29 protein-coding genes are annotated in these 21,496 nt (G+C 45.3%); 22 read left to right on the plus strand and 7 right to left on the minus strand.

All coding sequences use genetic code 11. The features are described 5' to 3' along the window. Positions 1–265: 265 nt before the first annotated feature. The 7 genes from GVN16_RS18460 to GVN16_RS18490 all read left to right on the plus strand — a co-directional run bounded on the left by GVN16_RS18460 (position 266) and on the right by GVN16_RS18490 (position 7,208). The gene (locus GVN16_RS18460; protein WP_166565415.1) at positions 266–700 is read left to right on the plus strand and encodes a hypothetical protein; all 435 of its coding nucleotides are present in this window, start codon (positions 266–268) and stop codon (positions 698–700) included. 124 nt (positions 701–824) lie between these two features. Further along, entirely contained in the window at positions 825–1,250 is a 426-nt protein-coding gene (locus GVN16_RS18465) for a hypothetical protein (protein WP_166565416.1), read from the plus strand. A gap of 91 nt (positions 1,251–1,341) precedes the next feature. Beyond that, the gene (locus GVN16_RS18470) at positions 1,342–1,779 is read left to right on the plus strand and encodes a hypothetical protein (RefSeq protein ID WP_166565417.1); all 438 of its coding nucleotides are present in this window, start codon (positions 1,342–1,344) and stop codon (positions 1,777–1,779) included. A gap of 146 nt (positions 1,780–1,925) precedes the next feature. Continuing rightward, a complete protein-coding gene (locus GVN16_RS18475; RefSeq protein ID WP_166565418.1) occupies positions 1,926–3,419 on the plus strand; it encodes an NAD(P)/FAD-dependent oxidoreductase in 1,494 nt (497 codons plus the stop codon). Positions 3,420–3,803: 384 nt separating this feature from the next. Further along, a complete protein-coding gene (locus tag GVN16_RS18480; RefSeq protein WP_166565419.1) occupies positions 3,804–5,591 on the plus strand; it encodes a hypothetical protein in 1,788 nt (595 codons plus the stop codon). Positions 5,592–5,602: 11 nt separating this feature from the next. Further along, on the plus strand, positions 5,603–6,454 hold the full coding sequence (locus GVN16_RS18485) for a hypothetical protein (protein ID WP_166565420.1): 852 nt from the start codon (positions 5,603–5,605) through the stop codon (positions 6,452–6,454). Positions 6,455–6,518: 64 nt separating this feature from the next. Continuing rightward, positions 6,519–7,208 carry a DUF1080 domain-containing protein gene (locus tag GVN16_RS18490; protein WP_166565421.1) on the plus strand — a complete coding sequence of 230 codons (690 nt, stop codon included), beginning with the start codon at positions 6,519–6,521 and terminating at the stop codon, positions 7,206–7,208. A gap of 208 nt (positions 7,209–7,416) precedes the next feature. Here GVN16_RS18490 and GVN16_RS18495 read toward each other — a convergent pair whose 3' ends face one another. Beyond that, positions 7,417–7,794, minus strand: coding sequence for a VOC family protein (locus tag GVN16_RS18495; RefSeq protein WP_166565422.1), 378 nt, complete (start codon positions 7,792–7,794; stop codon positions 7,417–7,419). A gap of 67 nt (positions 7,795–7,861) precedes the next feature. Continuing rightward, complete coding sequence (locus GVN16_RS18500) at positions 7,862–8,314, minus strand: hypothetical protein (RefSeq protein ID WP_166565423.1); 453 nt, start codon at positions 8,312–8,314, stop codon at positions 7,862–7,864. 224 nt (positions 8,315–8,538) lie between these two features. Here GVN16_RS18500 and GVN16_RS18505 point away from each other — a divergent pair, with 224 nt between their 5' ends. Both GVN16_RS18505 and GVN16_RS18510 read left to right on the plus strand, forming a co-directional pair. Further along, positions 8,539–9,906 carry a Gfo/Idh/MocA family protein gene (locus GVN16_RS18505; RefSeq protein ID WP_166565424.1) on the plus strand — a complete coding sequence of 456 codons (1,368 nt, stop codon included), beginning with the start codon at positions 8,539–8,541 and terminating at the stop codon, positions 9,904–9,906. A 92-nt stretch (positions 9,907–9,998) separates the two neighbouring features. Then, positions 9,999–10,199 (plus strand): type II toxin-antitoxin system HicB family antitoxin, encoded by a 201-nt coding sequence (locus GVN16_RS18510; RefSeq protein ID WP_310587448.1) that lies wholly within the window; start codon positions 9,999–10,001, stop codon positions 10,197–10,199. A 127-nt stretch (positions 10,200–10,326) separates the two neighbouring features. Here the strand turns inward: GVN16_RS18510 and GVN16_RS18515 are convergent, their stop codons facing one another. The 3 genes from GVN16_RS18515 to GVN16_RS26140 form a co-directional block, all read right to left on the minus strand. Then, on the minus strand, positions 10,327–10,572 hold the full coding sequence (locus tag GVN16_RS18515) for a hypothetical protein (protein WP_166565426.1): 246 nt from the start codon (positions 10,570–10,572) through the stop codon (positions 10,327–10,329). 25 nt (positions 10,573–10,597) lie between these two features. After that, the gene (locus GVN16_RS18520) at positions 10,598–11,659 is read right to left on the minus strand and encodes a family 43 glycosylhydrolase (RefSeq protein ID WP_166565427.1); all 1,062 of its coding nucleotides are present in this window, start codon (positions 11,657–11,659) and stop codon (positions 10,598–10,600) included. Positions 11,660–11,858: 199 nt separating this feature from the next. Continuing rightward, complete coding sequence (locus GVN16_RS26140; protein ID WP_166565428.1) at positions 11,859–11,990, minus strand: carboxypeptidase-like regulatory domain-containing protein; 132 nt, start codon at positions 11,988–11,990, stop codon at positions 11,859–11,861. A 323-nt stretch (positions 11,991–12,313) separates the two neighbouring features. Here GVN16_RS26140 and GVN16_RS18530 point away from each other — a divergent pair, with 323 nt between their 5' ends. From GVN16_RS18530 to GVN16_RS18555, 6 genes are all read left to right on the plus strand, one after another. Continuing rightward, positions 12,314–12,892: a gamma carbonic anhydrase family protein gene (locus tag GVN16_RS18530; RefSeq protein ID WP_166565429.1), complete on the plus strand. Its 579-nt coding sequence runs from the start codon at positions 12,314–12,316 to the stop codon at positions 12,890–12,892. Then, the gene (locus GVN16_RS18535) at positions 12,892–13,365 is read left to right on the plus strand and encodes a LuxR C-terminal-related transcriptional regulator (RefSeq protein ID WP_166565430.1); all 474 of its coding nucleotides are present in this window, start codon (positions 12,892–12,894) and stop codon (positions 13,363–13,365) included. The genes GVN16_RS18530 and GVN16_RS18535 overlap by 1 nt, the downstream gene beginning before the upstream one ends. Positions 13,366–13,488: 123 nt before the next feature. Further along, positions 13,489–14,010: a DUF4199 domain-containing protein gene (locus GVN16_RS18540; protein WP_166565431.1), complete on the plus strand. Its 522-nt coding sequence runs from the start codon at positions 13,489–13,491 to the stop codon at positions 14,008–14,010. Between the two features lies 1 nt (position 14,011). After that, positions 14,012–14,374, plus strand: a complete 363-nt coding sequence (locus GVN16_RS18545) for a VOC family protein (protein ID WP_166565432.1) — start codon at positions 14,012–14,014, stop codon at positions 14,372–14,374. Between the two features lie 35 nt (positions 14,375–14,409). Continuing rightward, complete coding sequence (locus GVN16_RS18550) at positions 14,410–14,988, plus strand: Crp/Fnr family transcriptional regulator (RefSeq protein WP_166565433.1); 579 nt, start codon at positions 14,410–14,412, stop codon at positions 14,986–14,988. A gap of 65 nt (positions 14,989–15,053) precedes the next feature. After that, positions 15,054–15,845, plus strand: a complete 792-nt coding sequence (locus tag GVN16_RS18555) for an SDR family oxidoreductase (RefSeq protein ID WP_166565434.1) — start codon at positions 15,054–15,056, stop codon at positions 15,843–15,845. A 27-nt stretch (positions 15,846–15,872) separates the two neighbouring features. Here GVN16_RS18555 and GVN16_RS18560 read toward each other — a convergent pair whose 3' ends face one another. Together GVN16_RS18560 and GVN16_RS18565 are read right to left on the minus strand one after the other, a co-directional pair. After that, the gene (locus tag GVN16_RS18560; protein WP_166565435.1) at positions 15,873–16,130 is read right to left on the minus strand and encodes a Txe/YoeB family addiction module toxin; all 258 of its coding nucleotides are present in this window, start codon (positions 16,128–16,130) and stop codon (positions 15,873–15,875) included. Then, positions 16,121–16,315, minus strand: a complete 195-nt coding sequence (locus GVN16_RS18565; RefSeq protein WP_166565436.1) for a DUF2683 family protein — start codon at positions 16,313–16,315, stop codon at positions 16,121–16,123. The genes GVN16_RS18560 and GVN16_RS18565 overlap by 10 nt, the downstream gene beginning before the upstream one ends. Before the next feature lie 230 nt (positions 16,316–16,545). Between GVN16_RS18565 and GVN16_RS18570 the strand changes: the two genes are divergently transcribed. From GVN16_RS18570 to GVN16_RS18600, 7 genes are all read left to right on the plus strand, one after another. Further along, positions 16,546–17,124 carry a Crp/Fnr family transcriptional regulator gene (locus GVN16_RS18570; RefSeq protein WP_166565437.1) on the plus strand — a complete coding sequence of 193 codons (579 nt, stop codon included), beginning with the start codon at positions 16,546–16,548 and terminating at the stop codon, positions 17,122–17,124. A gap of 331 nt (positions 17,125–17,455) precedes the next feature. Further along, positions 17,456–18,391, plus strand: a complete 936-nt coding sequence (locus GVN16_RS18575) for a ring-cleaving dioxygenase (RefSeq protein WP_166565438.1) — start codon at positions 17,456–17,458, stop codon at positions 18,389–18,391. 5 nt (positions 18,392–18,396) lie between these two features. After that, on the plus strand, positions 18,397–19,023 hold the full coding sequence (locus GVN16_RS18580) for an alpha/beta hydrolase (protein ID WP_166565439.1): 627 nt from the start codon (positions 18,397–18,399) through the stop codon (positions 19,021–19,023). Beyond that, entirely contained in the window at positions 19,020–19,382 is a 363-nt protein-coding gene (locus tag GVN16_RS18585; protein ID WP_166565440.1) for a hypothetical protein, read from the plus strand. Before GVN16_RS18580 ends, GVN16_RS18585 begins: the two co-directional genes overlap by 4 nt. A gap of 188 nt (positions 19,383–19,570) precedes the next feature. After that, the gene (locus GVN16_RS18590; protein WP_166565441.1) at positions 19,571–19,813 is read left to right on the plus strand and encodes a GlsB/YeaQ/YmgE family stress response membrane protein; all 243 of its coding nucleotides are present in this window, start codon (positions 19,571–19,573) and stop codon (positions 19,811–19,813) included. 102 nt (positions 19,814–19,915) lie between these two features. Beyond that, the gene (locus tag GVN16_RS18595) at positions 19,916–20,449 is read left to right on the plus strand and encodes a dihydrofolate reductase family protein (protein WP_166565442.1); all 534 of its coding nucleotides are present in this window, start codon (positions 19,916–19,918) and stop codon (positions 20,447–20,449) included. After that, positions 20,449–21,360, plus strand: a complete 912-nt coding sequence (locus GVN16_RS18600) for a helix-turn-helix domain-containing protein (protein ID WP_166565443.1) — start codon at positions 20,449–20,451, stop codon at positions 21,358–21,360. The genes GVN16_RS18595 and GVN16_RS18600 overlap by 1 nt, the downstream gene beginning before the upstream one ends. Positions 21,361–21,496 lie beyond the last annotated feature (136 nt).

Raw genomic sequence — 21,496 nt, forward strand, 5'->3', positions numbered from 1 at the left:
AACTTTGCAACATCAAATAAGAAGGCTCCGAAAACAGAAAAATGAAAATACAAACTAGTTAGTATTGAAACCGGACAACAAAAACAGCCAACTTTGCAACATCAAATAAGAAGGCTCCGAAAACAGAAAAATGAAAATACAAACTAGTTAGTATTGAAACCGGACACCAGAAAAAGCCAACTTTGTGAAGCCAATCAGAAACCGGAAAAGTTTCGAACCCATGAAAACAAAACTTAAATTTTTAACAGTCAAAACAAAAACAGCCATGAAAAAAACAATTGTAATGTTCAGCCTATTTTTACTTGCCGCAGCAGGCAGCGTGTTTGCCCAGGGAAAAGTTTCGATGCAGGATTTCCACTTCTTCAAAACCATACAGGCCAAAGAAGGTAACAACACGGTTCAGATGGACAAGGAAGGTACACTCAGATTTGTGTTGAGAAACGGCCAGATCATGAACGTGATGCACCAGGACCCGGCGGGCAAAATCATCCGCATCGCTGAAAACACCGACCCGGCAGAGCACAACCCGACACCCAACCCGACCTGTACCGGCAACCTTCGTTGTGTCAAAAATGAAGAAGCCAACACCATGGTCTGCTTCTGCACACCGGACGTTATTTCATCAGGAGCCAACCCGGAGGTCCAACTCACCGTCCAGTTCACAAAACTTGCCAAAAGCACCAGGGTCGTCATCAGGTAATTTTCTAATCACTCATCATGTCCTGTCTTTTAACATCTTCCGGAAGGAAGCCTGCGACAGCCATGCCCATTTTCAAATATTTTATCATTAACTAATTCATTTTAAATCAATTAAAAAAAACGCCATGAAAAAAGTAATCGTAGTTTTAACCCTTATCGTTTTCGCCTTTGCAGGCAAAGTATCCGCTCAGAGATATGAATTTGAAGATGTCATCATCTCCTCTGTTAAGCTGAAAGAAGGAGCCAACACCGTACAAATTCCTAATGGAAAAGGCACCGTCCGTTTTGTAAAAAGAGGCGAATCTTTCTCAAACGTAGTCATCCAGGACGCAGCAGGTAAAATCCAGAGACTGAATCCGAACGACGGAACCACTGAAGGAGCACCTACACCGGTTTGTAAATGTCCGCTTCCTGATGCCTGTTTTGCTACGGCCGATAAGAACATCGGATTGTGTATGTGCAAAGCCTGCGACTTGTCAGCCGGAGATAACGGATGGAGCCTCGCCATCAGAGGACAGGCTCAGACCATCGTGAACAATTCACCAAGATAACCAACACGTATTCTAATCAACGTTAGCTTTAATAATCAATCAGTTTTTAAACAAATCAATCAATTTTCAAATCAGTTAAATTTTAAACGCCATGAAAAAAGTAATCGTAGTTTTAACACTTATCGTTGTAGCTCTCATAGGAAATAATGCTTCTGCACAGGGTTACGAACTTGAAAATGTACTCATCTCTTCATTGAAAATGAAAGAAGGGGCGAATACCGTACAAATCCCGAATGGAAGAGGTACCATCCGTTTCGTCAAAAGAGGCCAATCGTTTTCCAACGTGATCTTCCAGGATGCTGCCGGTAAAATCGAAAGACTGAATCCGAATGACGGAACCACGGAAGGAGCACCGACCCCGGTTTGTAAATGTCCGCTTCCGGATGCCTGTTTCGCTACTGCCAACAAAAACATCGGATTGTGTATGTGCAAAGCTTGTGATCTGACGATCGGAGAACCTGACAGCTGGAGCATCGGACTATTGCTCCCTGCAGTTCAGAAAGTCCGCGAAGCTGCCGCCAGAAACTAATCATCCTGAGCTGCGGGCACCGAAAGTGTCCGCAGCTTTTTCATCCCGTTATCAGGTCCCGCCATTTAAGCCATAAACATAACAGTATATCATTTAGCGTTAGAAACAATCAACCAGTCAGACATTTATTTTATAGCCGTAAAATCATGAAAACAATAGCCATCATAGGAGCAGGCGTCAGTGGCCTGGTCACCGCCAAAACACTAAGAGAACACGGATTTGAAGTGGTTCTCTTCGAAAAAGAAACCGAACTGGGAGGGGTATGGATCTCTACCCGCAGATACCCGAACGTCACCACCCAGAACACCCGCGACACTTACACGTTCTCGGACTTCCCGATGCCCAAACATTACCCGGAATGGCCGACGGGCGTACAGGTGCAGGAATACCTCACCAATTACGCCACACATTTCGGCATCATGCCCTACATCAGGTTCAACACCAAAGTAGATAAGGCCCTGCCCACAGAAAACGGCTGGAACATTTCCGTCACTTCTGACGGCATTTCAGAAACCATCAACACGGATTTCCTGGTGGTTTGCAACGGTACTTTCAGCGAGCCGAACATGCCGAAAATGAAGGACCAGGAGTTGTTCAGGGGCAAAATAATGCACAGCACGCACTTCAGACAGGAAGACCTTGAAGCCTCAAAAAACAAAAAAGTGGCCGTGGTAGGTTTTGCCAAATCTGCCCATGACATCCTGGCCCAGGTGAGCAAAGTGTCTGAAAAGCCGGTATGTATTTACCGCGAAGCCAAATGGAAAATGCCGAAGATATTCCTGGGCCTCAACTTCAAATACCTGCTTTTACACCGTTTCGGCGAATCTCTGTTCCCTTACCGCAACTTGTTTGGTATCCATAAATTCCTGCACGGTCCTGCCGGAAAACCGGTCACCAACGTTATCGTGGCCACGCTCGGGAAACTGGTAGCTAAACAACTCAAAATGAAGCAAAGCGGCCTGCTACCCGACAAACCTTTCGACAGCATCACCAGCTGTTCCATCGGCCTAACTTCCGAAGACTTCTACGACAAAGCCGCCAGTGGCGAAATCGTACTGGAGAAAGGGGAAATCAACCGTTTTGAGGCCGATGGCGTCATTTTAAGCAACGGGAAGAAAATATTCGCCGACATGTTTGTATTTGCCACCGGGTTCAGACAGCGGGTTCCGTTCTTTGACCAGGAAACCAGCGAGAAACTGATCAATCATAAGGGTTTGTTCCAATTGTACCGCAATGTGCTACCTGCTGAAGTCAAAAACCTGTCATTTGTGGGTTATAATCCCTCGCTGTTTTCTCCGTTTACTTCTGAACTGGCTGCTCACTACACCGCCCAGTACATCAAGGGCCAGCTGAACCTCCCCTCAGATGAAAACATGAAAAAAGAAATCGCTACGCACCAGGAATGGTTGCTGAAAAGGGCTCCGAACAACCACGCTTCGGGTACCTGCATCATCCCGTTCTCGTTTCATCATGCCGACGAACTCATGCGTGACATGGGCCTTAAAACCAAAAGGACCGGCAATCCCCTGAAAGAATTCATGAGCCCTTTCAACCCCGGCATCTACAAAGGCCTGACGGAAGAACTCAAAGCCCTGCACGGCGAAGCGAAATGGTCCAGGAGAGAACATGCTTATGCATGATGGAGGCTGTTAGCTATTAGCCGTTAGCTTTTAGCCATTCCAGCCATGGGCCTGAAGGCCGCCTTAGATAATGTCTTCTGTAGATACGCACGGCCGTTCGTATCTGCAGAAGACATCCCGATTTAATGATAACCCACAAACAGACGTTGCCTGTAACGAATCTACTAAGCCACGTCTACCCAGGGCGAAGCCCGGGTCGGGCAAGCATTCACTCATTCAAAATTGAAAATACAAACAAGTTAGTATTGAATCCAGCCCCCTCTATCCCCCATCTTTGTATCATCAACCGGAACACCGTCCGGACGACATCACAGGGGTTCTGAAAACCCTCCCGATAACAGCCAGAAAACAAAACAAACCGTTGATTATTAATAATTAACAGCCATGAAAACTATGCCGTTTTTTATCGTCGCCAGTATCATCATTGCAAGCATCTTCATGCCGGAAAACCTGAAAGCCATGCAGGACTCCGTCATCGTCCATGTCCCGAAAGACACGCTCGCCACCAACAGCCCGGACAGTTCATCAGCCGACGCTGTCAAAGTAAAAACTGACACCCTCGCCAAAGCCAGAACCAAAAGCTGGGTGATCAGGGGCGAGGTCAATATCTCGACCGGATTCTACCGGATGACGGGATTGGACGCTCCCAGGGGACAAATGTTGCCGTGGGGTTTTACAGGCAAACTAACCCTGGCTTCAAAATCAGGCTGGATCATCCCCGTCACAGGCATTTACAGCAGCCAGAGCAACCGCTTCAGACAACCCTACAACCAGGTCGGGGCAAGTCCTGTATTTAAAGAAAAACTCATCCTGCATGCCGGATACCGCAATGTCTATTTCTCTCCCCTGACTTTGGCAGGGCATACATTCCTGGGAGGCGGGGCCGAGCTTCAGCAGAAAAAACTCCGGCTGGGGTTTGTTTACGGCAAGTTCAACAGGGCCATTGAATATAACCTGGCCCAACCGGACATTATCCCCTATTTTAAACGCACAGGATTTGCCGCCAGGGCGGGTTTCGGCACGAAAGTCAGTTTCCTGGACCTCATCGTCATGAAAGTCGCCGACGATGTAAACTCCATCAACACCCTGCCGGAAGAACAGGCGGTGAGCCCGGCCGAAAACCTGGTGATCGGACTCAGTTCCAGGGTTAGGATCAAAAAGAAATTCACTTTCGAAATGGACGGATCCACCAGTGTTTTCACCCGCGACACCCGTGCTGAGGCCATCAGTGATTTCGTCAGCATTCCTTATTACGATGTCATTAAGAAGGTAGTTGTACCGAGAATATCCACCCAACTGAGTACCGCTTTTCAAACGGCGATAGGTTACAGGGCCAGGCATTTCAGCGGCAGGCTCCAGTACAAACGCATCGAGCCTGATTTCAAAACCATGGGGGCCTACTATTTCCAGAACGACATCGAAAGTTATACGGCCTCGCCTAACCTGACCTTGTTCAAGAGCAAGCTGAAGCTCAACACCAGCATCGGCCTTCAGCACGACAACCTCCTCAACCAGAAAAAAGCACAGACCAACCGCCTGATCGGCTCTGCAGCTTTGGTTTATGCCCCGGACGAAAACCTGTCGCTCGATGCCTTTTATTCCAACTATGGCATCACCCAGAAAGCCGGGTACATGCCTATCATCGATACCCTCAGAATATCGCAGAACAACAGGACCTTATCTGCCAACGGCATTTACATGAAGATGGGAGAAACCACTGTAAAGACCTTTACAGCTACGGCCATCTACCAGGAACTCCAGGACCTGAACAGCCATACCTCGGCTTTCAACGAAAACAAAAACTGGAACTACAGTGCGAGCTACACCTACCAGGACCTCGTCTCGGATTTTGATTTCAGCCTTAACTATTCCTATACGCTGACCAAAGCCGAAGACCTCAACAGCCTTTTCCACGGGCCAACCCTCAGCCTCAACAAAAGGACGCTCAAGTCTAAAAACATGCTGTTGAGTGCCAATGCAGGCTACATATTCAGCGAACAGAATATTTATGAATTCATCGAAAAAGGCGGCGTGCTCAATGCCTCCGCATCGGTTTCCTACACGCTTTTTGAACACCACAACCTGTCTCTCAACTGGAGCATGATCAAAAGCACAGGCGGCCAGGCTTTTTCAGAAAACCGTGGCACCGTAGCTTATCAATTAACATTTTAAAACTCAAAAACATGAAAAAATACCTCATTATCCTTCTCCTGATCTCAGGCGGCCTCCGTGCCCAACAGGTCACGGTCAATGTCTCTGTAGCCCCGCCGATGACCCCTTATCTGCTCGACAATATTTTCAAAACCGGCAAGTTCAGCATCCAGATCAAAAACAACACCCGGGAAACAATCCAGTTGAAACTGACCGGCAGCATCGCCGGGGACAACGGACTGTGGCTCAAAACCAAGCCCAATTACCATCCTCCGAAACCTATTATTCTGAATCCGAACGAGATCAGAATCCTTAAAAACTGGCAGGAGTTGCAGGATTTTCTGGACGGCAACAATGTCGATTACTCAGAAATTGACCCGCAGACCATCGCCCGGAATGGTTTTCCTGAAGGCACTTACAACATCTGTGTAAAAGCCCTGGACTACCTGACCAACACTCCGCTGTCATTCGAAGAACCCCTGGGCTGCAGCAATGCCATCCATGTGCGTTACACCGAGCCGCCGGTCATCCTCTCGCCTGTTTGTGACGAAGAGGTACATGGGTCCAACCTCATTTTCAGATGGTCAGGGGTTGTCGGAGCTGCCACAAAAGTGACTTACTCACTAAAGATCGTCGAATTACCTTTTCCGGAAGCAGATCCGAATGTCTTCATTGATGCCGTTGAAGTACCGTTTTTCGAACAGAAAGAACTGAACATCAACAACCTGGTATACAATGCCTCCTTGCCTAAATTAAAGCCGGGCAAGTCCTATGCCATCAGGATCAAAGCCACAGACCCGCAGCATAAACTCATATTTTTAAACGAAGGCAAAAGTGCCGTCTGCAAGTTCATGGTCACAGATCTTCCCCATGAAAGCCATTGAAAATATCATAGGCATTCTGTCATCTTTTTTTCTTATTTTTGGCCATTCAACCAAAATTATACTCATGAAAAAAAGTTGTTTTTCGCTGTTTGTTTTCATTCTGTTCATAACCACCGCGGCCAGTTCGCAGACACGCAGCCTCTTTAATTTCAAAAATTTTGATGGCTGGCACATAGACGTCCCTGAAATGGACGGCAAGCCTGATGTAAAAAGCCCTTTTATTATCAGAAACGGCCTGTTAGTGAGCCTGGCCAAACCGCAGGGACACCTCATCACTGATGCAGTATATGAAAACTATCGGCTGACGATTGAGTACCGTTTTGCGGGCGTTCCGGGCAATTGCGGGGTGATCCTCCACGCTTCTACTCCCCGTGTGCTGTATAAAATGTTTCCGAAATCGATAGAATCGCAGCTGATGACCAAAAACGCAGGCGATTTCTGGCTGATCCACGAGGACATCACCGTTCCGGACATGGAAAAACGCCGCGGCCCGAAAGAAAACTGGGGATCGGTAGACGGCAAGGAAAGGAGAATACCGAACCTGACCGACGGCTCTGAAAAACCGGTAGGAGAATGGAACCAGATGGTGGTGGAATGCGTAGGCCGCTCTATCAAGGTATGGGTAAACGGCGACCTCGTCAATTACGGCTACGACTGCTCCGTCTCAAAAGGCAACATCGCCCTGCAGGCCGAGGGCTCGGAAGTTGAATTCAGGAAAGTGGATTTTACGCCTATTAAGAAACTGACGGAATAAATATTTAGCATTTTCAGTCTTCAAAAGCCTTGTGCCTTAACGGCACGGGGCTTTTTTCGAAGGGACCGGTTATGGATACCAGCCAAAAGCTCGTTCATACCGGCTCGAAGCCCCTTTGTATGATCCGGATTAAAATGAACAAATAATAATAATTTACCGGGAATTGTTTAATAAAAGTCGCAATTCCAACCCCAATCGACAGGTCATATTATGCGTTATTCTTCCGCATCAGCTGGAAAACGTTCCCCTCAATGTCTTCTCCGTCACAAAGCAGGTAATCGAAGCCCTCGTAAGATTTGACTTCACGCATGACGGCCCCGGCTTCTATCAAAGCGGCCCGTGTTTCGAAGATATCAGACTCTGTTTCAAAAACTATTTTGGTATTGCTTTCTGCCCGGAACTTACCTTCAGTGCGATATTCTGCCCCCACCCTGTGAAAAGCAATTTCAATGGTTCCGGCATTCAGGACCACCCATTCATCTTTAATTTCCTCCACCAGCGGTAACTCAAAAAGACTGACATAGAAATTTTTCAGTCCTTCGACATCCTGACTGTACAGTATGATTCTGTTTAATCTGACTTTCATCTTAATTTATGGCTTGGATTGACCTCCTAAATTAATGATTATTATTGTAGCAGGGAAATAAAGTTCATCAGTCAAACTTCACAGAATCAAATATCCGGAGTACCGTGTCCTCATTTTTACTCACACCAAGCAGGTTAAACTTATTCTGCTGGTCTACCTTAATATAGACACCGATGATGCCCTCACCCGTTTTTTTGGGTCTGACGATGTAAGCATCCAATCCGTTGATCTTTTTGGTCGATTTGTGATAATCTGCCGCGGGAAGTTGCTGCAGATCATTGGAATACCAGCCATAATCATAGAAAAGGCTGTCTTTACCGTCAGTTATGCCACCTACCTGTGAATCAATCCCCTGAAGCTTAAAGCTGGCCCACTCATCCGGAACATTCAGCTTAAACGCTCCGAAGTCGATCTCTTTCGGATAAGATTCACCGCTCACGTCCTGGTCTTTGCAGGCCATCAACAGCACGCCGGAGACAGCAAAACAAAGAGGTAAAACCCTTAAAAAGTAATTTGTCATGGTTGAAAAAACAGGTTTAAAAACATTGCTCTTTTATGACCCTTAAAACGCTCGTATGGTTGCAGTTTATTTTGCATCTTAACAAAATAGTGACGCCCCGTACTATAAATTCTCTGATTTTATCTATACTTTTCGTCAGTCAATTGCTTATTCGTCGATTTTTTGTTTAATTAGACAAAAATCCGGTAAAACCTGATCTCATTAATTCAACCTTTACGCTTACAATGGAAAATCTGAATCTCAACCGCCGCCGCTTTTTACAGGGAGCTTCGGCCACACTCGCCCTCACCACGCTGGGAGCCAACGGCATGGAAATCATCCATCCGGCCAAAACCCTCAAGGTAGCCCTCATCGGCACCGGATGGTATGGCAAAAGTGACCTTTTCAGGCTCATACAAGTGGCCGATGTCGAGGTCGTTGCCCTGTGTGATGTGGACAAAAACATCCTGGATGCTGCGGCAAAACTGGTCAGCCAACGCCAGAAATCCGGCAACACTCCGAAACTGTACGGAGATTACCGCAAACTGTTATCTGAAAATCAACTGGATATCGTATTGATAGGCACCCCGGACCACTGGCATGCCCTGCAAACCATCGACGCCATCAAATCGGGAGCCAATGTGTATGTCCAGAAGCCTATCAGCGTGGATGTTATCGAAGGCGAATCTATGGTGGCAGCAGCCAGGAAATATAACAAAGTGGTGCAGGTAGGTACGCAGAGAAAAAGTACGCCTCACCTGATAGACGCCAAAAAGAACATCGTGGATGCCGGCTTATTGGGAAAGATATCGCATGTTGAAATGTGCTGTTACTATCACATGAGAAACAACGGTAACCCTCCTACCCAGGCTGTACCTGATTTCTTTGATTATGAAATGTGGACCGGACCTGCCCCGCTCAGACCTTATGACGGCATTCCCCACATCCGCTGGTGGAGAACCTTCGAAGAGTACGGCAACGGTATCATGGGTGATATGTGTATTCACATGTTTGACACCGTCAGATGGATGCTGAAACTGGGATGGCCTAAGAAAATTACTTCTACAGGAGGAATCTATGTACAAAAAGAAGGCAAATCGAATATCTCGGATACACAGTCGGCCATTTTTGAATACGAGGAACTCAACTGCGTATGGCAGCACCGCACCTGGGGAACTCCGGCCAACCCTGATTATCCTTGGTCATTTACTTTATATGGCGAAAAAGGAACCCTGTTTGCCAGCACAATGGCCTATGACTTTGTGCCACTGGGCAAAGGAGATAAGATACACAAGGATGTGGTTTACGAAAAAGAGAAATATCCTGAAGACAATACCGAAGAGAGGATTGAGCTGAACGCGGCTCCGGCTACCCGTTTGCACATGAAAGACTTCCTGGCAGCGATAGACAACAAATCAAAACCTGTTGCAGATATCGAAGAAGGGCACATTTCTACGGCGAGTTGCCTGTTAGCCAACATATCAATGAAAATCGGAAGACCCGTGGTTTATGATCCGGTCAAAAGAGTAGTGGTGGGCGACAAAGAAGCCACCAAGCTTCTGCGAAGGGCTTACCGTGGTCCGTGGTCACACCCGGAGCCGCATAAGGTATAAATTATTTATTAAGAAGCTGCACAATCACTTTGATGTGCAGCTTCTTTGTTTCTGGAAAACTCATATAATTTCATTGACGGAACAATTTACACATCAATAATGAAAAAGAAGGTGGTTACATGGTAATAATCCCGAGTCTTCCAGGCTGTATTACTTACGGGAAAGACATCAATGACGCACTCACAATGAGCAGAGAAGCAATAGAACTATACATTGATGAGATGGAAGAAAGAGGAATAATATTAATAGATGACAGCGAATTAATGGAATACACAATGACCCTGGAAATTTGACAAACCAGTTCTTGCTCATAAACATAATATTATAAAAGAGGCTGCCCGGATAATCTGAGCAGCCTCTTAACCATATCAAAAAAACCTGAACATCTGAAAATGATTTCAGGTTTTTTGATTTTCTGATTTACTCACTTTTAAGCAGACGCACAGACCCCGGCAAACCAGATGGCAGCAGTTCCCATTCCTTCTTCATCGTAATATTGGTTTTTGTAAAACGCTCGCTTTGCGGCTTATCCAGATCTCCCACCAGGCGGGTTTTCCAGGTGTATTGCTGCTTCCGATTTTCAAAAAGTGTTTCAGAAATCCTGTCCTGGGCCAACAGCCCCGATCCTGAAATAAGAAATTTAAATACCGGTAATTTCAATCGCATGTTAAGTGTTTTTGTTTAAAGCCCTCTAATTGCCGGAGGGTACTTCGATTTCTTCGTCTAAACAGACCGGCTTACCGAACTGTGGGACGCCGTCTTTGCTCCATCCGAACTTCTGCATCCTGGGCGATCTCTTGTCACGGCAACCCTGGTTCTCTTCAGGATTGGCGTGGTAGATGATCCAGTCTTCCTTCCCGTCTTTCGACTTGAAAAAAGAATTATGCCCCGGTCCGTAGGCTTTACCTTCCGGGTTTTTCTGAAACACAGGCACCGGACTTTTCTTCCAGGAGAAAGGCTTCATCAGGTCGCTTCCGGCATCTGCCTCCAGCAAACCAAGGGCATAGTTATCCGTCCAGCAACCGCTGGCGGAGTACACCACAAATACCTTTTTACTCTTGTCTGATTGTCTCAGAAACTGTGGTCCTTCATTAACCACCGGTAAGCCGTTGCCGGATCCCGTTTTTTCCCAATCCAGCTCCGGTTTTGAAATCAAGACACGTTCTCCCTCAATGGTCCACGGGTTCTTCAGTCTGGCCAGGTAAATATTCTGGCTCACATTGACAGCTCCTTCCCAACCCGACCACATCGCGTATAATTGTCCTTTTACCTCAAAAACACTCATATCTATGGCCCAGCGGTCGCTCGGGTCACTGATTTTACCTTTCAGGGTCCAGTTTTGAGATAAAGGGTCTTTATCGGGATTCTCCAGCACCCACATCCGGTGGTTGTCGTTTTTGCCGTCATCTGCCGCCACATAGATATACCATTTACCTCTCAGAAAATGCAGTTCGGGAGCCCAGAGTTCTTTCGAATTCATACCCGAAGCGGGTGGAACCCAGGCGACTGTTTTTTCAGCTTCCGCAATATCCTCCAGATTTTTGGTCTTCCAGAGCGTAACGTTCCTTCCCGTGGTATGACAATAATAATACACCCCGTCTTTAGCCAGTACCCAGGGATCAGGCCCGGAGGGTAAAAGGGGATTTTTAAATGTTTTCTTAGCTATCCCGCTGGAATCAGCCGGATTACCGTAAGCAGAAATAAGGGGGAGCATCAGCAGTACCCGGCAAAAAAGCTTGAATTGAGAAGTCATCAGGTTGAATTTTGATATGACCAGAAATATAAATAAAAAATCAGGCCCGTCCAACCAGTGCCGGGCCTGATCAGTGATTATTTCGGAATCAGATCCTGTTCTCTCATCGGATAAGCATACAACGTTTTCAAATCGCTGTGAAAGCCGCAATCACATAGGGTTTGGCCGCTTTTCCCTGGCCGCATGGGCGGTCATTGTTTCAGTTACCTTCCCCTGTGCCTTTGATCACGACACTTACACCTGGCTGGCCTTCCCCGCTTTGGGAATCGGTTACCCTCCCGGCAATGGACGCCTCGTTAGCCTGACCCGGGTAATTCTCAAGACAGGACAAGGTAAGAAACTTACTCTCAATGGCTTTGGCTTTCTTTTACTCAGGAATATCTGCCCGTTAAACTCCTCATACTTAATATTCAGGGGCAATAAAATTTTAGCCGGCACAGACGACAGCACCTCATTCTGTGCGGTAACGCTGACGGGATGGTTCAGCTTGATCACACTGCGGCTGCACGCAAACCTGACCTAGGTGCCCCCCTTCTCCGTTTGAAAAAAAATGATTTTTTTCAAACGGACTTTCCGTAATGCTCAAAATGATCCGGGTTTATTATTTATTTCATTATATTTGACCGGAAGCAAAACCCTAAAACCTGTCGTTCAATGAGTGTTTTACAAAATATTCACCCGTCTGCCATCCTGATGAAAGGCGTTGTGCTGGAGGGTGATATCACGATCGGAGAAAATTCCTATATCGGGGCAGGAACGGTATTGGTAGCCAATGGCGGTAAAATAGAAATCGGAAAAAATACGGTCATCATGGAAAACGCAGTGATCAGAAGCTCTAGAAGCTTTGACTGCCGTATCGGGGATCATGTTCTTGTTGGTCCCAAAGCCAGTATAACCGGCAGTCAGATTGCCGATGCCTGCTTTATTGCTACCAATGGTACGATATTCCACGGATCAACACTTGAAACCGGAACGGTGCTGGCGGTTAACGGCATTATTCATATCGATACCCATTGCCCGGAAAACACATTTATTCCTATAAATCACATCGGGTTCGGCAAGCCTGCCAGGGTATATTCTCCTGCAGAAATCCCTGACTTTCATGCAGAACTACGAAAAACCGGGTTTGTGAAGTATGTGTATGGCATAGACACGCAAGGCCTGAGCAATCCCGAGGTTTATCAGCAAATGACGGAGAAATTTTTAAGTAACTTAAAAGAGACTCAGAGCTGATGTCCATGAATTTTCTGCAGAAAAACAAAACAATGATCCTTTACGGCCTTTCTCTGGCCTTTCTGTTGTATTTTCTCAGATGGCTGGAACTCCGGGTGGTGATCATCAACAATGCCTTTGAAATTTATGCCGGGATCATCGCCGTTTTGTTTACAGGACTTGGGATCTGGCTGGCTATCAAACTGACCCGCCCGAAAACCGAGACAAGGATTATTGAAAAAGAGGTTTACAGGAACAACGATAGTGATTTTGTACTGAATCAGAATGCTTTTGAACAGTCAGGTCTGAGCAAACGCGAACTGGAGGTGCTCGGGCTGATGGCCGGAGGACTGAGTAACCAGGAAATCGCCGATACCCTTTTTGTATCTTTAAACACCATCAAAACCCATACCTCCAGCCTGTTTGAGAAAATGGAAGTGAAACGAAGAACCCAGGCCATCGAAGCAGGCAAAAGACAGGGTTTGATTCCATGAGAAAATTCATACTTTTGGGTGAATTCACGGGGGAAATTCAAAAATCACCCGAAAGTATGAGCGGTTTGCGGATAAGCCGCGGCAACTTTGTGTCACTTTCAAACCAAATTAAACAAAACTGACATGAAAAAAAGTATCATCATTTACGGCATTATCGCCGGGGCAATCACAGCAAGCTGGTTTATCATTTCACTCGCCATTTACAAAGGCAACGAAGAAAAGCAGTTTGAAAACGGCATGTGGTACGGCTACGCCTCTATGCTGCTGGCTTTTTCCCTGATATTTGTCTGCATCAAAAACTTCCGCGATAAACATAACCAAGGTTTTATCTCTTTCGGCCAGGCTTTTAAGATCGGGTTATTCATTACCCTGATTGCCTCAACGATCTATGTGGTCAGCTGGCTGATCGACTATTACTTTTTCATTCCCGACTTTATGGAAAAATATTCCGCCATCATGATCAACAAAATGAAGGCCGAAGGAGCAAGCCAGGCAGAAATCAGCAAAAAAACCATAGAAATGGCGGAATTCAATAAGATGTATCAGAATCCTTTCTTTAACGCCCTGCTTACCTACGCGGAAATATTTCCGGTGGGATTGATCGTCACATTAATCAGCAGTTTAATTCTCAAAAAAAACCAATAACATGTCAAAATTAGTAACCGGTATAGGAGGATTTTTCTTCCGCTCTAGCCAGCCGAAAGAACTCGGTCTTTGGTATGAAAAACATTTCGGCATCAACACGATGCAAAGTGGCGAAGTATGGAAACAGGAACACGGACCAACCGTTTTTATGCCTTTCAAAGCCGACACTACCTACTTCGGAACCAGCCAGCAATTTATGATCAATTTCAGGGTCAGTGATCTGGATGAGTTGTTAACCCGTCTGGAAGCGGAAGGGGTCAGAATTGATGAGAACAGGATGGACGACAGCATCGGGAAATTTGCCTGGGTTTATGATCCTGAAGGCAATAAAATTGAACTCTGGCAACCGGCGGACGAAAGCTGATGCGACATAACCATTAAATAAAGGAAGGCTTAAACATGACTACCCATAAAAAGATCCTGGACCTCATTTCAAACCATATCAGTCCTGATAAGGAAGAGACGGAACTGGTTACAGCACTGTTCGAACCTTTTTCATGTGAGGCCGGCACGTTGCTTGAAAAGGAAGGGAAAACCGCAAAATATCTCTATTTCGTCAATTCGGGATTTATCAGGACCTTTCATTTTATGGAAGGTTCTGAAATCACCACCCACATCAATTGCCCGCCCGGGTTTATTACTTCATTCCACAGTTTTATCAGCGAAACTCCGGCATTCGACAATGTTGAAGCCGTTACCTCCGCTGATCTTTTAAGAATCACAAAACAAAACCTGGATCTGCTTTACGGCCAAAGCAATGGCTGGGCCGAATTCGGAAGGGCCGTTTACGAGAAATCGCTGGGCTATAACGAAGCCAGGTCCAGAGACATGATCACCCTTTCTGCCGAACAACGCTATCTGAAACTCCTGGAAAAACAACCGGAAATCGTCAGGAACGTCCCTCTGAAATACATTTCTTCTTTCCTGGGCATTGAACCACAGTCGCTCAGCAGGATCAGGAGAAAAATCACTTCTTAACATTTGTTCAGTAGCTTTTATTTTTCCCGGCGGACTTTTGCTTCATCATTAAAACAAATCATGTGATGAAAAACTTAAAAGGAAAAACAGCCCTCGTCACCGGGGCATCTTCAGGGATAGGCAGGGCATTTGCTATTGAACTCGCTAAAAAAGGGGTTAATATTATCATTACGGCCAGGTCTGAAAACAAACTGGAGCAACTGGCTGCCGAAATCAGGAACGAATATCATGTCCGGGTCCTGGTAATAAGCGGTGATCTGAGTCTTAAAGAAACACCCGGATTCATCTTCAAAACTGTTACAGAAAAAGGCTGGGAGCCGGATATCCTGGTCAACAATGCCGGATTCGGAAAATGGTCCGGGTTCCTGGACACCAGCCGGGAAACTTATGAAGAAATGCTGATGCTGAACATCAACGCATTGGTAAAACTGACCCACTTCTTTATTCCGGCCATGCTTAAAAATAAAAGCGGGGGAATCATCAACATTGCCTCTACCGGTGCTTTTCAGCCCTGCCCTTACATTGCGGTCTATTGTGCGAGCAAGGCTTTTGTCCTGTCATTTTCAGAAGCCCTGTATGGTGAATACCACCCAAAAGGAGTAACGGTAACCGTAGTATGTCCCGGCAATACCTCCACCGGGTTCCAGGAAACGGCCGGGGCCGACATCACCGGCATGTCGTCAGATACACCTCAGAAAGTAGCCATCGAAGGGATTGAAGCCTTCATCAAAGGAAAAAATTACAAAATAAACGGCATGTCAAACTACCTGCAGTCTTTTCTGCCAAGGCTTTTACCCAGAAAAACGGTGATTGGTATTGTAGGGAATATGATGAAGGGGAGAGTGAATGGGAAATAGTGTTAACATAAAGATGTATTAAATAACCTAATAATGCCCCTTTAATGAATGGATGATTATTAAGTTGTTGGAAATTTCATAAATTAATCTGTGTTCGCTATCAATCCTTCTTGACCATTTACCTGATAATTGATATTTTAATGGTTCCGGTTTACCTATCCCTTTGTATGGAGACTCAAGTATGGATGATAAAAGCTCCCTGATCCTTTTCAATATCTTTTCATTTTTAGTTCTTTTCCAATAATCAAGATCAACCTCAGCCTTGGCGGTTATCTCTATTTCCATACATCGTCAAGGTTGAGTTTGCGGCTTCTGCCTTCTTTAAAATCTTCTTCTGACTCCTGAATTTTCTTTACAAAATCAGCATCATATTCGTCATTTGTAATTTCAAATGAGATTTTCAAAGCATTTAAAAAAGCCCTTAATGCTTCCATTTTTTCACCTTCTGTCTGAACTATTATTGTCGTCATTTTTCTCTATTTTTCAGATAAAACGTCACTGATTGGAATTAATTCCTTTTTCGATGACAAATATAAGTTATTGAAATCAAATCTGTTCATTTCAGGATTTAAAGTAAATGAATACATTTTAATTCTATTAAATTTATCTCAAAAACAATCAAATTACAATTCAGAAAATCCGGTCAATCAATTTATATCCCTAAATTTGTACACTTTCAAACCTCAAAATCAATTCCGTTTTGTTTGATCTCATCAATAAGAATGTCAGCAGGTATGTGTCTTTTACTCAGGCTGAGTTAAAGATTTTCAACAGTTTTCTGAAACACAGCCATGTACCTAAAAAAAGTTTCCTGCTTCAGGCCGGAGAAATATGTCATTTTGAAGCGTTTGTAAGCAAAGGGTGCATCCGCAAATATTACCTGGACTCCAACGGGTTTGAGGTCATCATCCAGTTTGCGATTGAAAACAACTGGGTGAGCGACATCGCCAGTTTTTCTGACCAGAAACCCAGTCATCTTTTCGTAGAAACCCTGGAAGACTGCGAAATCCTGACCCTGAGCCCGGCCGCCAAAGAAGAACTCCTGGCCAGGATCCCGAAGTTTGAAAGGGTGTTCAGGATCATGGTGCAGCGGAATCTTTCCCTGACCCAGGACAGGCTCTTCAACACCATCTCCAAGTCAGCCATGGACAAATACCTCGATTTTCTTGAACACTACCCTACCATTCCGCAAAGGGTGGCACAGCATTATATAGCCTCGTACTTGGGCATTTCAGCAGAATTTCTCAGTAAGGTTAGGGCCAAACTGGCGAAGCAGTGAGGGTGAGCGGTTGGCTTTTAGCATTTAGCTTAAGGATTAAAGAAGATCGAATGAAATTGTATTGATTTTAAGTTTTGCTTCCGGTTAAATAGATCTCAAATGAGAGCTTGCCTCATCTAAAAAGACGTAGCCTCGAAAGTCTGGCTATCATTCTTAATCAGTCCAGGTCCGGACATTCACTCATTCATTCAATCAATCATTCATTCATTCAATCAATCATTCATTCAATCATTCACACATTCACTCATTCAAAATTACTTTCTTGTCCTAGTTCAATGCACAGCCATTTTTCGTGCCGTAGTTTTGTAACATCAATTTAACAATTACAATTATGGAAAACAGAATATTGGGTCTTCATCATATTACCGCCATCGCCGGCGACGCCAAAAGAAATTTCAACTTCTACTCTAAAGTATTAGGCTTGAGATTCATCAAAAAAACCGTCAACTTTGACGATCCGGGTACTTACCACTTCTATTTCGGCGACGAATCAGGAAGTGCCGGAACCATCCTGACCTTTTTCCCGTGGGGCAACGGCATTCCGCAGGGACGCAAAGGAGCCGGTATGGCCACAGAAATCGGTTATTCAGTTCCGCAAGGCAGCCTTGAAAAATGGGTGGAGCGTTTTGAAAAATACAATGTGATTTATAACAAGCCGGCCGTAAGGTTCGGGGAAAGGTACCTGACTTTCAATGATCCCGATGGTTTGAAACTGGAACTGATCGAGTCCAAAACGCCTGATACCCGCACACCGTGGGAAACAGATGAAGTAAAAGCCGACATGGCCACCAGGGGTTTTCATAACATCACATTGACGCTGAATGATGTTGAAGCCACTGCTGCCGTGCTGACAGTATTCGGTTACAAGCTGATCGAAAAAGAAGCCAACAGGTATCGTTATGCCACTGATGCGGTCGAAAATGCAGCCATCGTAGACCTGGTGGAACTACCTACTGAAAAACGCGGACATGTAGCCAACGGAACCGTGCACCACGTAGCTTTCAGGGTTAAAAACGACGAGGTGCTGGCAGAATTCAGAAATAAAATCATCGATCTGGGGCTGAACATCACACCGCAGATTGACCGTAACTACTTCCACTCGCTTTATTTCAGAGAGCCGGCCGGGGTGTTATTTGAAATCGCAACTGACAATCCGGGTTTCATGGTGGATGAATCTCTGGAAGAATTGGGACAAAACCTGAAACTTCCGGCACAATATGAGTCGAGAAGAAAAGAAATAGAAGCCACTTTGGTACCTTTAAATTAAGCATCATGAATTACGAACCATTAAAATATATCTATCAACCTTCAGGAAATCCGGAAGCAGCGACCCTGTTGCTGCTTCACGGAACCGGGGGAGATGAACGGGACCTTTTGCCGCTGGCCAAAAACTACGGCACACATTTCAACATCCTGAGCCTCAGGGGCAACGTTTCAGAAAACGGGATGCCCAGGTTCTTCAAACGTCTCGGCATGGGAATATTTGATGAAAAAGACCTGGATTTCAGAACACATGAAATGGTCTCTTTTATCAGGCAACTGGCTGAAAAAGAAAACTTTGATCCGTCAAAAATCATTGCACTGGGTTATTCCAACGGAGCTAACATAGCCGGAGCAACCTTGGTTTTATATCCTGATTTCCTGGCCGGGGCGATTTTGTTCAGACCTATGAAACCTTTCAAGGCCATCAGCGACTGGCAAACCGGCACAAAAGCACCGGTCTTTATCAGTACCGGAAAGTCCGATCCGACCATCAGGCCTGAAGACACCCTCGAATGGGTAAGTTTACTGGAAAAAGCCGGTTTCGACCTCACTCATTTTGAACTGAACAGCGGTCATAACCTGACCAGCCAGGACTTACAGTTATCTGTAGACTGGTTTAAAAAGCATTTCGTATGACAGATTATTTTGCAGTAACAAGGATATATGCGGATGAAAATGGCGAAACGCATTTTGCAGCACTCAACATCCCCTTAAAAAATGGCGGAGAGATCGGTTTTCTCTCCGAAGCCCAGCAAGCCGGGAAAGTGATTTTCAGGAAAGTCGTAGAGCAGTATGATTATGATTTCCACAATGCTCCCGCCCGTCAATACATAGCTTTGCTGGACGGAGAAATTGAAATTGAAACATCAGATGGCGAGAAAAGAATCTTCAGACCCGGCGAAGTACTGCTGGTAGAAGATGTAGCAGGTAAAGGACACAAAACCCGGAACCTGCGACCCGAAGTCAGGTCTTCCATGTTCATCACTTTAGACTAAAAAATGCCGGAATTACCTTCCGGCATTTTTTGCACAAAACCGGGCTTTTCTGCTCCGGATGAAGACATAACACCGTATCATTGAATGCACAAGTGCACTTTTTCACTTAATTAAGTTTTTATATTATTTTTTTAATATAGTTTTTCTATATTTGGATGCACTTTCGTTACACTCTAAATTAAACAACTATGGAATTAGTATGGTTTTTGGTCATTGGGGCGGTTTCTGGCTGGTTAGCCGGGCAACTCTGGAAAGGTTCCGGATTTGGCCTCATCGGAAACATCATCGCAGGTATTATCGGTAGTTTCGTCGGTGGATGGATTGCCGGTAAACTGGGCATCGGAGGGGGCGGCCTGCTCTGGCAAATCCTGGTTTCGGCCGGAGGGGCCTGGGTCGTTCTGTTCCTCATCAGTCTGGTCAAGAAAGCCTGAAACACTGAAAAAGAGATGAGCAATCATCTCTTTTTCTTTTAGATTTAATCCGCCTCCTCATTTTACTTTATTGTTTATCTTTGGAGTCCAAACCAACAGGATATGTCAAGAAAAGTAATTCTCTACATTGCGATGAGCATCGACGGCTACATTGCCAAAGATGACGACAACATTGATTTTCTTTCTACCGTGGAATGGCCTGATGAGGACTACGGCTACGCTGCTTTTCAAAAAGAGGTAGACACGCTCATATGGGGCAGGAAAACCTATGATAAGGTGTTGTCATTCGGCATAGAATTCCCGCACAAAGACAAACGCTGTATCGTTTTATCAAACAACCTTAAGGGAAAAGACGAAAATGTTGAATTTTACGGCGGTAATTTAAACGACCTGATCGCCCAGTTAAAATCAGAGGAAGGCAAAGATATCTATTGTGATGGTGGCGGGGAAGTGGTTTTTGAACTCCTGAAACATGGCCTGATCGACAAAATGATCATTTCCGTCATTCCGCACCTCGTAGGCAAAGGCGTGAGATTGTTTAAAGACGGGCGGCCCGAACAGTCCGTTAAACTGCTGAAAAGCATTACTTATCCTTCCGGACTGGTACAATTGTGGTATGACCGGAAAAATGTCTGATGAGCAGCAAGGACGTCAAAACATATAACACCGAAGCTTTCAAAGACAGGTTTATGCAGCATCAGGACCAGCTGGAAAACATGCTGAGGAATGATTTCGGGAAATTTTTCATGGTGCGGGTCGAAGAGATGTTCCGGCTGATGAAACTGCCGGTGCCACCTACCAGGGCCACTACCCACACCATCATCTTCATTACAGAAGGTGAAGCCAATATGCACATTGGCAGTGAAACCTTTAAAATATTCAAAAACGAATGCCTGGTTGTTCCTGCGGGACAGGTCTTTTCCTTTGCCAGTCCGGATGTCAACAAAGGTTATCTATGTAACTTTCACCATGATTTTATCATCGGTAAATTCGGAAAAAGTGAATTGCTCAAGGATTTTGAGTTCCTGACGGTCTGGGGCAACCCGCACATCAGACTGAGTGCCGAAAATGCAGATTTTACAGAACAGCTTTTCAAAAGGATCCTGCGTGACTATCTCGAAAACGGCTTAAAGAATATCGATATCCTTCAGTCGTCTTTCATTGCTATCCTTTGTGAACTGAATCACGCCTATAAGCCCCTGTCTGACAGTACCCAGACTTTTGCTGTGAACATTACGGTAAGATTTAAAGCATTGCTCTCTGCTCATTTTAAGTCTTCCCAACAGGTTTCAGATTATGCCGTGATGCTCAGCATTACGCCTAACCACCTGAACAAATGTCTCAGAACCATCACCGGGAAATCTCCGACCAAGTGGATAGATGAAGCCATCATCCTGGAAGCCAAAGTACTGCTGAGCCAGACTGCCCTGAGTGTCAATGAAATCACGACAGAGCTGGGGCTCAGCGATCCCTCCTATTTCAGCCGTTTTTTCAGAAAATATGAAGGACGTACGCCGCTGGAATTCAGAAAACACATCGGACACTGAGAAAACCGGCCAACTAAACCATTCATCCGAAAATATTACCATTCATCACAATTTCACAGTTTACAAGCTACAATGTATTGCAAAGTACCATCTATAGCATTATCTTTGTTTCAGAATCAGGAAAAGGATTAAACCT

Source organism: Emticicia sp. CRIBPO (assembly GCF_009905725.1).
Lineage (GTDB): Bacteria > Bacteroidota > Bacteroidia > Cytophagales > Spirosomataceae > Leadbetterella.

Bases quoted from the DNA above. Each gene is read 5' to 3' on its own strand.
- GVN16_RS18580 (WP_166565439.1), top strand. From the start codon at position 18,397: ATGAATTACGAACCATTAAAATATATCTATCAACCTTCAGGAAATCCG.
- GVN16_RS18535 (WP_166565430.1), top strand. From the start codon at position 12,892: ATGTCCATGAATTTTCTGCAGAAAAACAAAACAATGATCCTTTACGGC.
- GVN16_RS18530 (WP_166565429.1), top strand. From the start codon at position 12,314: ATGAGTGTTTTACAAAATATTCACCCGTCTGCCATCCTGATGAAAGGC.
- GVN16_RS18565 (WP_166565436.1), bottom strand. From the start codon at position 16,315: ATGACGACAATAATAGTTCAGACAGAAGGTGAAAAAATGGAAGCATTA.
- GVN16_RS18475 (WP_166565418.1), top strand. From the start codon at position 1,926: ATGAAAACAATAGCCATCATAGGAGCAGGCGTCAGTGGCCTGGTCACC.
- GVN16_RS18550 (WP_166565433.1), top strand. From the start codon at position 14,410: ATGACTACCCATAAAAAGATCCTGGACCTCATTTCAAACCATATCAGT.
- GVN16_RS18470 (WP_166565417.1), top strand. From the start codon at position 1,342: ATGAAAAAAGTAATCGTAGTTTTAACACTTATCGTTGTAGCTCTCATA.
- GVN16_RS18505 (WP_166565424.1), top strand. From the start codon at position 8,539: ATGGAAAATCTGAATCTCAACCGCCGCCGCTTTTTACAGGGAGCTTCG.
- GVN16_RS18600 (WP_166565443.1), top strand. From the start codon at position 20,449: ATGAGCAGCAAGGACGTCAAAACATATAACACCGAAGCTTTCAAAGAC.
- GVN16_RS18595 (WP_166565442.1), top strand. From the start codon at position 19,916: ATGTCAAGAAAAGTAATTCTCTACATTGCGATGAGCATCGACGGCTAC.
- GVN16_RS18485 (WP_166565420.1), top strand. From the start codon at position 5,603: ATGAAAAAATACCTCATTATCCTTCTCCTGATCTCAGGCGGCCTCCGT.
- GVN16_RS18540 (WP_166565431.1), top strand. From the start codon at position 13,489: ATGAAAAAAAGTATCATCATTTACGGCATTATCGCCGGGGCAATCACA.
- GVN16_RS18500 (WP_166565423.1), bottom strand. From the start codon at position 8,314: ATGACAAATTACTTTTTAAGGGTTTTACCTCTTTGTTTTGCTGTCTCC.
- GVN16_RS18590 (WP_166565441.1), top strand. From the start codon at position 19,571: ATGGAATTAGTATGGTTTTTGGTCATTGGGGCGGTTTCTGGCTGGTTA.
- GVN16_RS18495 (WP_166565422.1), bottom strand. From the start codon at position 7,794: ATGAAAGTCAGATTAAACAGAATCATACTGTACAGTCAGGATGTCGAA.
- GVN16_RS18555 (WP_166565434.1), top strand. From the start codon at position 15,054: ATGAAAAACTTAAAAGGAAAAACAGCCCTCGTCACCGGGGCATCTTCA.
- GVN16_RS18545 (WP_166565432.1), top strand. From the start codon at position 14,012: ATGTCAAAATTAGTAACCGGTATAGGAGGATTTTTCTTCCGCTCTAGC.
- GVN16_RS18465 (WP_166565416.1), top strand. From the start codon at position 825: ATGAAAAAAGTAATCGTAGTTTTAACCCTTATCGTTTTCGCCTTTGCA.
- GVN16_RS18490 (WP_166565421.1), top strand. From the start codon at position 6,519: ATGAAAAAAAGTTGTTTTTCGCTGTTTGTTTTCATTCTGTTCATAACC.
- GVN16_RS18480 (WP_166565419.1), top strand. From the start codon at position 3,804: ATGAAAACTATGCCGTTTTTTATCGTCGCCAGTATCATCATTGCAAGC.
- GVN16_RS18585 (WP_166565440.1), top strand. From the start codon at position 19,020: ATGACAGATTATTTTGCAGTAACAAGGATATATGCGGATGAAAATGGC.
- GVN16_RS18575 (WP_166565438.1), top strand. From the start codon at position 17,456: ATGGAAAACAGAATATTGGGTCTTCATCATATTACCGCCATCGCCGGC.
- GVN16_RS18460 (WP_166565415.1), top strand. From the start codon at position 266: ATGAAAAAAACAATTGTAATGTTCAGCCTATTTTTACTTGCCGCAGCA.
- GVN16_RS18560 (WP_166565435.1), bottom strand. From the start codon at position 16,130: ATGGAAATAGAGATAACCGCCAAGGCTGAGGTTGATCTTGATTATTGG.
- GVN16_RS18520 (WP_166565427.1), bottom strand. From the start codon at position 11,659: ATGACTTCTCAATTCAAGCTTTTTTGCCGGGTACTGCTGATGCTCCCC.
- GVN16_RS18515 (WP_166565426.1), bottom strand. From the start codon at position 10,572: ATGCGATTGAAATTACCGGTATTTAAATTTCTTATTTCAGGATCGGGG.